We start from the raw sequence: 14,203 nt of genomic DNA, 5'->3' as shown, positions 1-14,203 counted from the left end.
GTCACCCCGCCCACCAGCCGCCCCGCCCCGCCTGCGCAGGGCGGGGTGGTCTCCTTCCGCCCCTTGGTCGATACGTCCTGACAAACCCATTGACATCACCTGCGGGCAGCCGCATAGTACCTGCCACTAGAGCGCGCTAGTGGAGCGCTCCAGCCCGATCAGCACAGCGAGGTGCATGGGACATGCGCAGACACAACAGAGCCGCCGCTCTGACCGCCACCGCCCTGGCCGGCGTCCTGTTCGCAGCAGGCTGCTCCAGCGGCTCCGGCGGCAAGGAGTCCGAGGAGGGCGCCGCCGACGCCTCGGCGGGCAAGGCCACCACGCCCCGGATGACCGTGGCCATGATCACCCACGCCGCCCCCGGCGACACCTTCTGGGACCTGATCCGCAAGGGCGCCGAGGCCGCCGCCGCCAAGGACAACATCAAGCTCGTCTACTCCAGCGACCCGAGCGCCGGCACCCAGGCCAACCTGGTGCAGAACGCCATCGACCAGAAGGTCGACGGCATCGCGCTGACCGCGGCCAAGCCGAGCGCCATGAAGGCCGTCGTCGCCAAGGCCACCGCGGCCGGCATCCCGGTCGTCGGCTTCAACTCCGGCCTGGACGACTGGAAGGAGCTCGGCATGCTCGAGTACTTCGGCCAGGACGAGAACATCGCGGGCCAGGCCTTCGGCGAACGGCTCAACGACAGCGGTGCCAAGCACGCCCTGTGTGTCATCCAGGAGCAGGGCCACGTCGCCCTGGAGGCCCGCTGCGCCGGCCTGAAGAAGGGCTTCAAGGGCACCACGGACAACCTCTACGTCAACGGCACCGACATGCCGTCCGTGCAGTCGACGATCACCGCCAAGCTCCAGCAGGACTCCTCCATCGACCAGGTCGTCACCCTCGGCGCGCCCTTCGCCCTGACCGCCGTGCAGTCGGCGTCCGATGCCGGGAGCAAGGCCAAGATCGCCACCTTCGACCTCAACAAGGCGCTGGTGACGGCCGTCCAGGACGGCAAGGTCGAGTTCGCCGTCGACCAGCAGCCCTACCTCCAGGGCTACCTGTCCGTCGACTCGCTGTGGCTGTACAAGACCAACGGCAACTTCAGCGGCGGCGGCACGGCGCCGGTCCTGACCGGGCCCGCCTTCATCACCAAGGACAACGTGGACGCGGTGGCCGAGTTCGCCGCCAAGGGAACGCGGTAACCCCAAGAACGGGCGGGGCCGGCCGTGACCGCGACGGGGCACGGCCGGCCCCGCCTCCCCGCTCTCCCAGAGCCTGCGACTCCCCGCTCTCCCAGAGCCTGCGAACAGGCTCTCAGGCCGGCTCCTTCGGGGCCGGCCCACTCGTGCCGCGGACGACGAGCTTCGGGTCCAACACGGCCTCGCGCGGCTCCAGTTCCCGGTTCTCCAGCCGTTCCACGGCGAACCGCACCGCGTTCTCGGCCAGCAGCAGCGCGTCCTGACGGACCGTCGTCAGGCCCATCGGCATCAGGTGGGAGAGATGGCTGTCGTCGTAGCCGACGACCGACAGGTCGCGCGGGACCTCGACGCCCGCTCGGGTCAGGGCCATCAACAGGCCCATGGCGCACCGGTCGTTGCCCGCGAGGACCGCGGTGGGAAGCGGCAGCCCCCGGTCGCGCTCCGCCAGCAGCAGCCGGCCCGTCTCGATGCCCGACTTCTCGGTGTGCTCGCCGGGGATGACCCGCGCCTCGGACTCCAGGCCGTGCCTGCGCATCGCGGCCTTGTACGCGCGGCGCCGCTCGGCCGAGCCGGGGCCGCGCCCGCCGTCGATGTGCACGATCCGGCGGTGCCCCAGCTCCACTAGGTGGTCCATGGCCTGCCGTACGCCCTTGCCCTCGGCGCTGTGCACGAAGTCCACATGGGCGCCGGGGGCGCGACGGCCGACCGAGACGGTCGCCGCCCGATGTCCGAGTTCGTCGAGGTAGGCCGGGTCGGCGTCGGGGGCGAGCAGGATCAGCCCCTCGCAGCGGTGACCGAGCAGCGCCTCGATGGCCTTGGCCTCGCTGCGGCCCGGCGTGGTGCCGGAGAGCAGGACGTCGTAGCCGAGCCGTTCGGCCTCCGGATAGATGCCCTCGATGAGGTCCGTGTGGAAGATCTGATGCACGATGAACATCACGCCGAGCGTGCGGCTGCGGCCGCGCGCGAGCAGCCGGGCCGCGTTGTCGGGCCGGTAGCCGATCTCGTCGGCGACGCGCAGGACCCGCTCGCGGGTCTCCTGGCTCGCCCCGGGCTGGTTGCGGAAGACGATCGAGACGAGCGCCCGGGACACGCCCGCCCTCCCGGCGACATCCGCCATCGTGGGCCGCTGCCTGCCCGATCCGTCCACCTGTGGCACCCACCTTTCGACGCCGCTCACCTTAGCCGGATCTCGAAATCTTGAGCCGGGTCTCGAAATCTCCCGGCAACAAGCTATTGACATGACATTTGGACCAGCGTCATCGTACTCGGACTAGAGCGCTCTAGTAGAGCGCGACAGCAGATTCGTCCACTGGCTTCCGTCCCCTCCTCGAAGGACACGTCATGGCAACGGCGCCAACCTCGCTCCGCACCACCGCGGGCAATCTCTGCCTGGGCTCGGCCCCCGACTCCTGGGGCGTGTGGTTCCCCGAGGACGACCAGCAGGTCCCGTACACCCGCTTCCTCGACGAGCTGGCCGCGGCCGGCTACCAGTGGCTGGAGCTCGGCCCGTACGGCTACCTCCCCACCGACCCGGCCGTCCTCGCCGAGGAACTCGCCGTGCGCGGCCTCAAGGTCTCCGGCGGCACCGCGTTCGGCGCGCTGCACCGCCCCGAGGCCTGGGACGAGATGCTCGCCCACGTCCGCCAGGTGGCCACGCTGACCGCCGCCGCGGGCGCACACCACCTTGTCCTCATCCCGCCCATGTACCGGGACGAGAAGACCGGCGCGTTCACCGAGTCCCCCGAGCTGACCGCCGAGCAGTGGGCGGGCTTCGGCAAGGCCGCCGACCGGCTCGGCAGGCTGCTCCTGGACGAGTACGACGTACGGCTCGTCATCCATCCGCATGCCGACAGCCACATCCAGACCCAGCCGGAGATCGAGCGGCTCCTCAACGAGTCCGACTCCCGCTACACCAACCTCTGCCTGGACACCGGCCACGTCGCCTACGGCGGCGGCGACAACCTCGACCTGATCCGCCGGTTCGGCGAGCGCGTCGGGTACGTCCACATCAAGCAGATGGACCCCGAGATCCTCGCCCAGGTGGCCGCCGAGGACCTCTCCTTCGGCGAGGCCGTCAAGCGCGGCGTGTGCGTGTCGCCGCCCGCCGGGGTGCCCAGGCCCGCCGACGTGGTCGCCGAACTCGCCCTTCTCGACGCCGAGTTGTTCGTCGTCGTCGAGCAGGACCTGTACCCGTGCGCGCCCGAGGTGCCGCTGCCCATCGCGGTCGCCACCCGCGAGCACCTGGCCGGCGTCGGCCTCACGGGTACCCGTCGTCCAGCCCTCACGACCCCCGAACGCTGAGGAGACGGCTCATGGACATCAGGGACGACGCGACACCGGCCTCCGCCCCCGCCCCCGTCACGGACGACGCCCCGCCGGCGGTGTCCCGCAGGCTGCGGCTCATCACGATCATCGCCACCTTCGGCGGACTGCTCTTCGGCTACGACACCGGCGTCATCAACGGCGCCCTGCCGTACATGACCGAGGACCTCGGTCTGACCGCGGTCACCGAGGGCATGGTCACCAGCTCGCTGCTGCTGGGCGCGGCCCTCGGTGCCGTCGCCGGCGGACGGTTGTCGGACGCGCGCGGACGACGCCGTACGATCCTCACCCTCGCCGTGCTGTTCTTCATCGGCGCGCTCGGCTGCACGCTGGCGCCGACGACCGCCGTGATGGTCGTCGCCCGGTTCGTGCTCGGCCTCGCGGTCGGCGGCGCGTCGGTGACCGTGCCGGTCTACCTCGCGGAGGTCTCCCCCGCCGAACGGCGCGGCGCACTGGTCACCCGTAACGAACTCATGATCGTCACCGGCCAGTTGCTGGCGTTCACCTCCAACGCGATCATCGCCCGGGTGGGCGGGGAGTCCGGCGGGGTGTGGCGCTGGATGCTGGTGATCGCCACCCTGCCGGCCGTCGTGCTGTGGTTCGGCATGCTCGTCATGCCGGAGAGCCCGCGCTGGCTCGCCTCGCAGACCCGCTTCGGTGAGGCCCTGGACGTGCTCAAGCAGGTGCGCTCGCAGCAGCGCGCCGAGGCCGAGCTCGCCGAGGTGTCCGCGCTCGCCGTCAAGGAGGAGCAGGAGAAGCTCGGCGGCTGGCAGGACATGAAGGCCACGCCGTGGATCCGCAAGCTGATGTTCATCGGCTTCGGCATCGCCATCGTGCAGCAGATCACCGGCGTCAACACGATCATGTACTACGGCACCCAGATCCTCACCGACGCCGGTTTCGCCTCGGACAGCGCGCTGACCGCCAACATCGCCAACGGCGTGATCTCGGTGCTGGCCACCTTCGTCGGCATCTGGCTGCTCGGCCGGGTCAACCGCCGCCCCATGCTGATGGTCGGTCAGATGGGCACCACCGCCGCCCTGTTGCTGATCGGCGTCTTCTCCCTCGTACTGCCGTCCGGTGACGGCCGCGCCTACGCCGTGCTCGCCATGACCGTCACCTTCCTCGCCTTCCAGCAGGGCGCGATCTCCCCGGTGACCTGGCTGATGCTGTCGGAGATCTTCCCGATGCGGATGCGCGGCTTCGGCATGGGGGTCGCGGCCGTGGTGCTGTGGCTGACCAACTTCGTGATCGGACTGGTCTTCCCGTCGCTGGTCTCCGGCATCGGGATCTCCAACACCTTCTTCCTGTTCGTGGTCGCGGGCGTCTTCTCGCTCGCCTTCGTGAAGCGCTACGTCCCCGAGACGAAGGGCCGCTCGCTGGAGACCCTCGAAGCCGAACTCCGGGCGCGCTTCTCCTGATTCCCCCCTGTCCCCGGTTCCGTCGCGGCCGGGGACCGCAGAAAGGACCACCACCCATGACTGTGCGCGTAGGCGTCATCGGCGCCGGCTGGATCGGCAAGGAACACATCCGGCGCCTGACCGACACCATCACCGGTGCCCGGGTCACCGCGGTCACCGACATCGACGCCGCCCGTGCCGAGGAGGCGGCGGCACCGGTCGGCGCCCGCGTGCTGCCCGACGGTGCGGCCGTGGTCGCGGCGGACGACGTCGACGCCGTCCTCGTGACGTCCTGGGGCCCCACCCACGCAGAGCACGTGCTGAACGCGATCGCCGCGGGAAAGTCGGTGTTCTGCGAGAAGCCGCTGGCCACCACCGCCGAGGACTGCCTGAGGATCGTCGAGGCCGAGACGGCACACGGCCGCCGCCTGGTCCAGGTCGGCTTCATGCGCCGCTACGACGCCGGCTACCGGCAGCTGAAGCAGGTCATCGACTCCGGCCGCATAGGTGAGCCGCTGATCGTGCACTGCGCCCACCGCAACCCGACCGTCCCGGAGTCGTACACCTCCCCCATGGCCGCCCTGGACACGGCGGTGCACGAGGTGGACGTACTGCGCTGGCTGCTGGACGACGAGATCGTCTCCACCCAGGTGGTCACCCCGCGTGCCACGAGCAAGCGGTTCGCGCACCTGAAGGACCCGCAGATCATGCTCTTCGAGACCGCCAGGGGCGTCCGCATCGATCTCGAGGTGTTCGTCAACTGCCAGTACGGCTACGACATCCAGTGCGAGGCGGTCGGCGAGGAGGGCCTCGTCCGGCTGCCCGACCCGGCCTCGGTCGGCGTGCGCACCGCGGGGCAGTACAGCACGGAGGTGCTCACCGACTGGGTGGGCCGCTTCGCGGACGCCTTCGACACCGAGTTCCGCGAGTGGATCGCGGGCATCGCCGCGGGCGACGAGCCCACCGGGCCCTCGGCCTGGGACGGCTACGCCGCCACCGTCATCACCGCCGCGACCGTCGAGGCCCTTGAGTCGGGCCGCGTCGTCGCCACCGACCTCAAGCCCCGTCCCGCCTTCTACGGAGGTGCCGCGTGAAAATCGCCCTCGACCCGTACATGCTCCGCGCGCTCCCCATCGACGAGATGGTGCGCACGGTCGCCGAACTCGGCTACGAGTACATCGAGTTGTCGCCCCGCGACGACTTCATGCCGTTCTTCCTGCACCCGCGTGCCGACGACGAGCGGATCGCGGAACTCAAGACCTCCCTGCGCACGCACGGCGTCCAGCTGTCCTCCGTGCTGCCGCTGTACAAGTGGTCCTCCCCGGACGAGACCGAGCGGCAGGCGGCCGTCCGCTACTGGAAGCGGATGATCGAGATCACCGCCGACCTCGGATGTCCGCTGATGAACTCGGAGTTCAACGGCCGCCCCGAGCGCGCCGCCGAGAGCGAGGCGGCCTTCTGGCGCTCGCTTGAGGAACTGCTCCCGGTGTTCGAGCGCGAAGGCATCGCTCTGAACCTGGAGGCCCACCCGGACGACTTCTGCGAGGAGAACACCCCCGCGGTCGACCTGGTCCGCGCGATCAACAAGCCGTGGGTGAACTACCTCTACTGCGCCCCGCACTCCTTCCACCTGTCCGGTGCGGACCCGACAGCGGACATCGCGGCGATGATGCGCTACGCCGGCGACAAGCTCCAGCACGTGCACATCGCGGACTCCTTCAACCACAAGGGCTCGTCCGGCCTGCGCTACATCCTCAACCCGCCCGGCACCCCGGCCCGGATCCACCAGCACCTGGACATCGGGCAGGGCGAGGTCGACTGGGACGCCTTCTTCGGCACGCTGCGCGAGCTGGACTTCGACGGCGTGGCCACCGCCTGCGTCTTCGCCTGGGAGGAGCGGGCCGAGGAGTCCTCCGCGTTCATGCTGGACCGCATCCGCAAGGAGCTGACCGCGTAGGCGGCACGCAGGTTCAGGCGGCCTTCAGCGCGAGCGGCAACGCGCTGAGGCCGCTGAGGAAGTTGGAGTAGACGGGCTTCGCGGGGCCCGTCTGCTCCATCTCCGCCACGAGGTCGCGCAGTCCGGCCAGTACGGCCCCGATCTCCGCCCGGGCAAGGTAGGCGCCGAGGCAGAAGTGCGGTCCGTAGGCGAAGGTGACGTGCTTGTTGGGGGTGCGGTCCAGGCGCAGCCCGCCGGGTGCGTCGAAGAGCCGCTCGTCGTGGTTGGCGGAGGCGTTCCAGACGGTGACGATCTCGCCCTCCTTGACCGGATGCCCCACGATCTCCGTGTCGGTCGTCGCGGTGCGTCCCGAGTGCAGGGCGGGGGTCGTCCAGCGCAGGATCTCCTCTACGGCGGTGTCGATACCGGCGTCGCCGCGCTTGAGGGCCTGCCACTGGTCGGGGTGTTCCAGCAGGGCGAGGGCGGCGCCGACCATGGACAGGCGGGCCGTCTCGTCGCCGCCGAGGATCAGGCTGTAGCAGTTGAGCATGATCTCGTCGTCGTCCAGCGGCAGCCCGTTCACCGCGAGTTGTATGTGGCCGGCGACCATGTGGCCCGCGGCACGGCGAGGACGGCCGCCGCGTCGTTGCCGTCCACCTGCTCCGCGCGGACGCCGAAGCCGACGCCCTTGTACGCCAGGCCCGGAGCCGCGCACTGGGCGGACAGCGGGACGGAGATGTCGTACCGGTTGTTCTGCACGAGGAAGCTCGCCGGGCCGGCCGCAGGGGTCGGCCACGAACCGCTCGGCGGTCAGCCCCGTCCAGGCACATAGGCGCGGGTGTTCCACATGGGCCGGCCGATGGGCACGGGGAGCATCTCGGGCACCATGTGGGCGGGCAGGTGCCGGGCGCAGTGGGCGCTCACGGCCGGGAGGTCGGACTTACGCGCGGGCGGGCGGGCGGACCGTGGCTGATCGAGGCGCACACCTACCGTCTCGGCCCGCACACCAGCGCCGACGACCCGTCCCGCTACCGGCCGGCCGAGGAGGCCGAGCACTGGCGCCGGCGCGACCCGGTCACCCGCCTGGAGTCGGCCCTGCGCGAGCGCGGCGTGCTGACCCGCGAGGCCGCCGAGGCCGCGGCCGCCGAGGCGGAGGCCTACGCCGCCGACCTGCGCGCACGCTTCACCCAGGACCCCGAACTGAACACCATGGCCCTGTTCGACTACGTCTTCGCCGCACCGGCCCCGCAGCTGACCGAGCAACGCGCCGCACCGCGGGACGAGTTGGAGGGATGTTGAGATGACGACGACCGTGGCGATGGCGCAGGCCCTCAACGCCGCCCTGCGGGACGCGCTGGGCGCCGACGAGCGTGTCGTGGTGTTCGGCGAGGACGTCGGCCGCCTCGGCGGTGTCTTCCGGGTCACCGACGGTCTCACCGGGGAGTTCGGCGACCGGCGCTGCTTCGACACCCCGGTCAGCGAGGCCGGTATCGCGGGCCTCGCGGTCGGCATGGCGATGGCTGGGTTCCGGCCGGTGGTGGAGATGCAGTTCGACGCGTTCGCCTACCCGGCGTTCGAGCAGATCGCCTCCCACATGGCCAAGATGCGCAACCGCACGCGCGGCGCCCTCCCCCTGCCGCTGGTCGTCCGGATCCCGTACGGGGGCGGCATCGGCGGCGTGGAGCACCACAGCGACTCCAGCGAGGCGTACTACGCGCACACGGCGGGACTGAAGGTGGTGACGCCCAAGCGCCACTACTGGACCAAGGAGACGCTCCGACTCCCGGCCCGCACCCAGCCGTTCGGCACCGCCGCGATCCGCCGGCCCGGCAGTGACGCGACGCTGGTGGCGTACGGGCCGTCGGTCGCCGTCGCCCTGGAGGCGGCCCGCGAGGCGGAGGCCGAGGGCCTGGACGTGGAGGTGCTGGACCTGCGCACCCTCGTCCCGCTGGACGACCGTACGCTCGCCGCGTCGGTCCGCCGCACCGGCCGCTGTCTGGTCGTGCACGAGGCACAGGGTTTCGCCGGGGTCGGCGCGGAGATCGCGGCCCGGGTGGTGCAGGAGCGGTGCTTCGACGCGCTGGTCGCGCCGGTGCTGCGGGTCACCGGCTTCGACATCCCGTATCCGCCGCCGCTGCTGGAGGGCGCGCATCTGCCGGGCGCCGGGCGGGTGTTGGCGGCGCTGCGGCGGCTGCTGCCCGACAGCGCCGGGCACCGGCTGCCCGGTACGGTCGCAACCGCCCCCGACGACGGGGCCGTTTCCGGCCGTACCTTCCATCTGCCGGATCTGGGCGAGGGATTGGCGGACGCCGAGCTTCTGGAGTGGACGGTCGCGGTCGGCGACGTCGTCGAGCGGGACCAGGTGGTCGCCGAGGTGGAGACGGCCAAGTCCGTGGTGACACTGCCCAGTCCGTACGCCGGGACGGTGACGGCCCTGCACGGCCGGGCCGGCGAGATCGTCAAGGTGGGGGCGCCGCTGCTCGCGGTGGCGGAGGCCGCGCGGGAGGATGGCTCGGGCGCCGTCCTCACCGGGTACGGGACGAACGCGGCGCGGTGGTCGGCGCCCGCGCCCGCCACGCCCCGCCGGTCGGACATCGAGCCGCCCGCGTCGGCCGCCCGCACACCGCTGGACGCCACCGCCGAGAAGTGCCTCCGCGGTCACCGCGACATCCCCGCCGTCACCATCTGGGCGGACGCCGACGCCACCCACCTCCTCGCCGCCCGCGCGACCCTCGGCACCGGTCTGCTGCCGCTCCTCGCGCAGGCATGCCTCGCCGGGCTCGCCGCCTTCCCCGCCCTCAACTCCCGGGTCGACGGCGGCCGAGGGGAGATCGTCCGGCTGCCCGAGGTGCACCTCGGCTTCGCCGCGCAGACCCCGCACGGTCTCGTCGTCCCGGTGGTCCGCGACGCGCACCAGCTCGGCCTCGACGACCTCGCCGCCGAACTGGGTCGTCTGACGGACCTCGCCCGCGAGGACACCCTCCCGTCGGCCCACCGGACCGGTGGCACCTTCACCCTGAACAACTACGGCGTCCTGGACGTCGACGGCGCGACGCCGATCCTCAACCATCCCCAGTCCGCGATGCTCGGCGTCGGCCGCGTCACCGACCGTCCCTGGGCGGTGGACGGCCGGGTGGAGGTGCGCAAGGTCGTCACCCTGTCCCTCACCTTCGAACCACCGGGTGTGCGACGGCGGCACAGCGGCAGGGTTCCTGCGCCTTGTCACAGACCGCCTTGTCACAGACCGCCCCGCCGGCTGACTCACCCGCTGCGGCGATCCGCCCTGCGCTGTGCCAGCCACAGGGCGACCGCCTCCGCGAGGGGCTGCCCGGTCTCCAGCTCGACGAAGCCGAACTGGCCGCCCTGGTTGCACTCCAGGAACCACCAGATGCCGTCCTCGTCCTCGGCGAAGTCGAAGGCCGCGTACGCCAGTCCGGCCAGAGTGACGTACTCGTGCACCGCCTTGCCGATGCGCTCGGGCACCGGGACCGGCTCCCAGGGGTGCCCGGTGTCGCCGTAGCGGCCGTCGATCTGGCCGGGATCGGCCGTCTTGCGCGCGGCGAACAACCGGGCGCCGACGCAGGTCAGCCGGATGTCCGCCCGCTTGGGTATGTACCGCTGGAGCAGCGCGGGCCCGGCCGCGACCGCCGAGAAGTCGGCGTCGGGGCCGATGAGGGTGGTGGGCAGATCCTGCGCGGGGTCACCGGGCGGCGGCCCCGAGGCGGACTTCACCACCACGTCCCGGTACTCCTCGACGAACTCCCTCGCCAGCCGGGGCGCCGTGGTGAAGACCGTCGGCGGCACCGCGAAGCCGCTGAGGTGGGCGACCCTCAACTGCCAGGGTTTCAGGCGTGCCTGGTCGGCGTTGCGGGGATGGTTCATCCACCGTGCGGCGGCGGAGTGGAGCATCCCGTACAGCGCCTGCCGGGTCTCGGCGGTCAGCCACGGTGAGGGGTGCGCGGCGTGCGCGGCCGGTTCGCCGGGCCTGCGCACCCAGATGGAGCGCAGCCCGCCCATGCTGAGCACATGGCCGTTGACCGACAGATGGCCGTCGAAGTCGCCGTGCGCGTAGTCGGCGGACAGCACGGCCTTGCCGGGCAGGTCGGCGGGGTCCAGCCGCAGCACGGGCGTCCCCGTCGCGTGCAGCCTGGCCACCACCAGGTCGGCGGTCACGTCCTCCTCGGACGTGAGGATCAGTACCGTCATGCGCGGTCAGGGTCGTCAGTCGTCGAAGTGGGTCGCGGATCCGGCGGTGGACGTCGTCGTGCCGACGGCGAGCAGGAGGTCCGTGTCGCTGACGGCGGGGCGACCGTCGGCCAGTACGTTCAGCTGGCGGGCCGGGTCGAAGTGATACGGCGTCACCGCGTCGGAAAGCCCTCTGGGAGAGGCGTAGTTGAGGGTGAACGGTCGCACTGTGAACCTCCGATGTCGCGTGCGTGAATTACCGTCACTTACGTGCTCCTTCCGTAAGGAATTCATCACTTTCCGCCACATGGGGGTGAAGGTCGTCACACCTCCCCCGGATTCCCCGACCCATCACTGGAAGCCTTGACGCTGAACCGTTTCATTGCTTCTCTCAAAACGCAGTTCTACATGGGAGCGCTCCCAACCCCCCACGTGAAAGGGATCCCCGTGCAGACAACCCCCCACCCCAGACGCACCCTTTCCGCCCTCCTCACCGCCGCACTCGTCGCCTGCCTTCTGTCGCTGTCCTGGGCGGGCGGCTCACCGGCGCGGGCGGCGGCGGGCGACGGTTCGGTGTCCGATCCCAACATCGTCTATGTGGGCCGCTGGGACACGAGTTCGGCCACCGCCGCCGTGCCTCATTGGTCCGGCGCGTATCTGCAGACGGCGTTCACCGGCACCACGGTGAAGGTGAAGGCCAGGGACGCGGTCAACTTCTACGCGAGCGTCGACGGCGGACCCGACGTCTTCCACGCGGGCGTCCGCGGGACGGTGAACCTCACTCCCCAGCCCCTGTCCCCCGGCACCCACACCCTGCGGATCTCCTACCGCTCCGGCGACACCATCTTCCAGGGCCTGGTCCTGGACTCCGGCGCGCGCACGGTCGCTCCGGCACTGCCGTCAGGGCTGGTCGAGTTCGTCGGCGACTCCATCACCGCCGGCGCCCTCACCGACCGGCTGGCGCTCGACTCGTACGCCTGGAAGACCGGCGAACGCCTCGGCATGCGGCACACCCGGATCGCCCGAGCCGGCTACTGCCTGGTCGCCCAGTCCGGTTGCACGGGTCTGAGCAGCCAGTACTTCCGCACCGGCAGCACCGGCGACCAGAACTGGGACTTCTCCCGCTACCCGGCGAGCGCGGTGGTCATCAACCTCGGCACCAACGACATCGGGCACGGCGTGTCCGGCCCCGCCTTCCAGGCGGCGTACACCAAGTTCCTGAGCGATCTGCGCGCCCGGCACCCCGAGGCCCAGCTCTTCGCCGTGCAGACGCTCAAGAAGCGCTACGTCGCCGAGACCAGGGCCGCCGTGAGCGCCCGCAACAGCGCCGGTGACGCCAAGGTGACCTACGTCGACACCACGGGCTGGCTCACCGACGGCACCGACTACGAGGACGGCAACGGCCACCCCAACGAGGCGGGCCACACCAAGTTCGCGGCCCGCCTGGCCCCCGTCATCGCCGCCCGACTCGGCACCTCCGTCGCGGACGCGTCCGCCAAGGCCGCCGCTCCGGGCCAGCCCGGCGACCCCAACATCAAGTTCGTCGGCCGCTGGGACACCCGCAGCTCCAGCACCCTCTACACCCCGTACTGGGCGGGCGCCTACTACCGGGTCGGTTTCACCGGCCGGACGGTCAAGCTCAAGCAGCGGGGCACCATCGACTTCTGGGCGCGCATCGACGACGGGCCGGTGAGGTTCTACGACGACGTCAAGGGCACCGTCGACCTGACACCGACGGCACTGGCCCCCGGCAACCACACCCTCCAGGTCAACTACCAGGTGGTCGCGGGCTCGTACCGCGGCGACGCCGTCTTCCAGGGGCTGGCCCTGGACAGCGGGGCGACCACGTTCGCACCGGCGGCCCCGGCCAAGCTGATCGAGTTCGTCGGCGACTCGATCACCGTGGGCACCACCACCTCGCAGAACGCCCGTACCGCGTACGGCTGGCTGATCGGCGAGCGGCTCGGCGCCGAGCACACCCAGGTCGCCCAGGGCGGTGCCTGTCTGGTCGCCACGGCCGACGGATGTGTGGGCCTTGAGCAGCAGTTCGGCAGGCTCAACCCCAACTCGTCCACGCCCGACTGGGACTTCTCCCGCTACCAGGCGGACGCCGTCGTCATCAACCTGGGCACCAACGACGTGGGCCACGGCGTCAGCTCCACGCAGTTCCAGTCGGCGTACTCCAGCCTGCTGCGCAAGGCCCGAGCCGCCTATCCGCGGGCCTGGATCTTCGCACTGGAGACCTTCCGCGGCCGTTACGTCCCGCAGACCGAAGCGGCCGTCAAGGCGGCCGTGGACGGCGGTGACACCCGGCTCTCCTTCGTCGACACGACGGGCTGGCTGGGCTCCGGCGACCTGACGGACTCCGTCCACCCCAACGACCAGGGCCACCGGGTCATCGCCGACCGTCTGGCGCCGATCATCGCGGCGCGGATCGGCGGCTGACCTCGCCGGTCGTCGTCCCTAGGCGCCCGACCGCAGCTCGCGCAGCAAGAGCGGTGCCGCCTCGGTCAGTTGGGCCACCTGGTGGTCGATCAGCCGGACGCACTCGTCGAGCGAGCCGACGGGTGTCTCCGGGATCTCCAGCAGGTAGCGGTATCCGCCGTTCTCGTCGTCCTGCGGAGCGTCGACGCCGATGTCCGCCTCGGCGGAGAAGGCATCCGGCGACATGCGAACGGTCAGCCCGCACGACATGGCGCGGCCGTCCTTCAGGTCGAGGGTCACCCCCAGGACCTGCATTCCGGGCGTCGCGCCGTACTTCACGAACTCGCTCCAGGTGATGGCCGGCTGGTGTTCCAGGAACAGGTCGTACGCCATCGTCCGGAGCCGGCCGGCGGCGCTCCACAGGGCGATGGGCAAGCGCTGGGCGTCCAGGGCGGCTGTGTCCACGGGCCGATCCTAGGACCCGCCGTTCCCCCGTGCCCCGGGGCAGACCCGCGTGGCCGGACCGATCGCCCGTGTGGTCCAGCCACGCCACGCCCCTAGGCCCTGTCGTTTGGATCATCCCGGCGTCGCGGGTCCTGGCACGCACTCCCCCAGAGGGGGGACCCCAGCGGCGTTGTCGTCGGTCGCCGACTCCCCCACGCTCGAACCGGCTTCGCTCGGCTCGCGCGGGGGCACCCCCATCGCCCCCGCTCGGGTCGGCCAAGAGGAACCGATCCTCACGGCCGAGCTGA

At 71.1% G+C, this 14,203-nt stretch carries 12 protein-coding genes and 3 pseudogenes; 9 read left to right on the top strand and 6 right to left on the bottom strand.

Annotation, left to right across the window (positions count from 1 at the left end; translation table 11 throughout):
* Window positions 1-182: 182 nt before the first annotated feature.
* Entirely contained in the window at window positions 183-1,187 is a 1,005-nt protein-coding gene (locus ACIA8X_RS14435) for a sugar ABC transporter substrate-binding protein (RefSeq protein ID WP_393445954.1), read from the top strand.
* A 112-nt stretch (window positions 1,188-1,299) separates the two neighbouring features.
* Here the strand turns inward: ACIA8X_RS14435 and ACIA8X_RS14430 are convergent, their stop codons facing one another.
* Entirely contained in the window at window positions 1,300-2,301 is a 1,002-nt protein-coding gene (locus ACIA8X_RS14430) for a LacI family DNA-binding transcriptional regulator (RefSeq protein ID WP_399458455.1), read from the bottom strand.
* A 224-nt stretch (window positions 2,302-2,525) separates the two neighbouring features.
* On the opposite strand from ACIA8X_RS14430, the gene ACIA8X_RS14425 reads away from it, so the two are divergent.
* Genes ACIA8X_RS14425 through ACIA8X_RS14410 form a run of 4 tightly spaced genes read left to right on the top strand, consistent with a single transcriptional unit; the run spans window position 2,526 to window position 6,863 of the window.
* Complete coding sequence (locus ACIA8X_RS14425) at window positions 2,526-3,485, top strand: TIM barrel protein (RefSeq protein ID WP_399458371.1); 960 nt, start codon at window positions 2,526-2,528, stop codon at window positions 3,483-3,485.
* A gap of 11 nt (window positions 3,486-3,496) precedes the next feature.
* On the top strand, window positions 3,497-4,927 hold the full coding sequence (locus ACIA8X_RS14420) for a sugar porter family MFS transporter (protein WP_399458370.1): 1,431 nt from the start codon (window positions 3,497-3,499) through the stop codon (window positions 4,925-4,927).
* A 56-nt stretch (window positions 4,928-4,983) separates the two neighbouring features.
* The gene (locus ACIA8X_RS14415; protein WP_399458369.1) at window positions 4,984-6,000 is read left to right on the top strand and encodes a Gfo/Idh/MocA family oxidoreductase; all 1,017 of its coding nucleotides are present in this window, start codon (window positions 4,984-4,986) and stop codon (window positions 5,998-6,000) included.
* Window positions 5,997-6,863 carry a sugar phosphate isomerase/epimerase family protein gene (locus tag ACIA8X_RS14410; RefSeq protein WP_399458368.1) on the top strand — a complete coding sequence of 289 codons (867 nt, stop codon included), beginning with the start codon at window positions 5,997-5,999 and terminating at the stop codon, window positions 6,861-6,863. The genes ACIA8X_RS14415 and ACIA8X_RS14410 overlap by 4 nt, the downstream gene beginning before the upstream one ends.
* 13 nt (window positions 6,864-6,876) lie before the next feature.
* Here ACIA8X_RS14410 and ACIA8X_RS14405 read toward each other — a convergent pair whose 3' ends face one another.
* A complete protein-coding gene (locus ACIA8X_RS14405) occupies window positions 6,877-7,425 on the bottom strand; it encodes a cytochrome P450 (RefSeq protein WP_399458367.1) in 549 nt (182 codons plus the stop codon).
* A gap of 38 nt (window positions 7,426-7,463) precedes the next feature.
* A pseudogene (locus ACIA8X_RS14400) lies at window positions 7,464-7,616 on the bottom strand (thiamine pyrophosphate-dependent enzyme); the annotation flags it as partial.
* Window positions 7,617-7,730: 114 nt separating this feature from the next.
* On the opposite strand from ACIA8X_RS14400, the gene ACIA8X_RS14395 reads away from it, so the two are divergent.
* The 3 genes and pseudogenes from ACIA8X_RS14395 to ACIA8X_RS14385 all read left to right on the top strand — a co-directional run.
* Window positions 7,731-8,141, top strand: coding sequence for a thiamine pyrophosphate-dependent enzyme (locus tag ACIA8X_RS14395; RefSeq protein WP_393445966.1), 411 nt, complete (start codon window positions 7,731-7,733; stop codon window positions 8,139-8,141).
* A 1-nt stretch (window position 8,142) separates the two neighbouring features.
* Window positions 8,143-9,054: pseudogene (locus ACIA8X_RS14390) on the top strand (alpha-ketoacid dehydrogenase subunit beta); the annotation flags it as partial.
* A gap of 87 nt (window positions 9,055-9,141) precedes the next feature.
* Window positions 9,142-9,954, top strand: a pseudogene (locus ACIA8X_RS14385) (2-oxo acid dehydrogenase subunit E2); the annotation flags it as partial.
* 149 nt (window positions 9,955-10,103) lie between these two features.
* Here the strand turns inward: ACIA8X_RS14385 and tgmB are convergent.
* The gene (tgmB, locus tag ACIA8X_RS14380) at window positions 10,104-11,048 is read right to left on the bottom strand and encodes an ATP-grasp ribosomal peptide maturase (protein ID WP_393445970.1); all 945 of its coding nucleotides are present in this window, start codon (window positions 11,046-11,048) and stop codon (window positions 10,104-10,106) included.
* Window positions 11,049-11,063: 15 nt separating this feature from the next.
* Window positions 11,064-11,255, bottom strand: coding sequence for a putative ATP-grasp-modified RiPP (tgmA, locus tag ACIA8X_RS14375; RefSeq protein ID WP_393445972.1), 192 nt, complete (start codon window positions 11,253-11,255; stop codon window positions 11,064-11,066).
* A gap of 219 nt (window positions 11,256-11,474) precedes the next feature.
* On the opposite strand from tgmA, the gene ACIA8X_RS14370 reads away from it, so the two are divergent.
* Window positions 11,475-13,472, top strand: a complete 1,998-nt coding sequence (locus ACIA8X_RS14370; RefSeq protein ID WP_399458366.1) for a GDSL-type esterase/lipase family protein — start codon at window positions 11,475-11,477, stop codon at window positions 13,470-13,472.
* An 18-nt stretch (window positions 13,473-13,490) separates the two neighbouring features.
* On the opposite strand, the gene ACIA8X_RS14365 is transcribed toward ACIA8X_RS14370, so the two are convergent.
* Entirely contained in the window at window positions 13,491-13,916 is a 426-nt protein-coding gene (locus ACIA8X_RS14365) for a hypothetical protein (RefSeq protein WP_393445976.1), read from the bottom strand.
* Between the last annotated feature and the right edge of the window lie 287 nt (window positions 13,917-14,203).

Source organism: Streptomyces sp. NPDC051738, from assembly GCF_044453205.1.
Lineage (GTDB): Bacteria > Actinomycetota > Actinomycetes > Streptomycetales > Streptomycetaceae > Streptomyces.
This window is presented reverse-complemented; position numbering and strand designations above follow the sequence as displayed.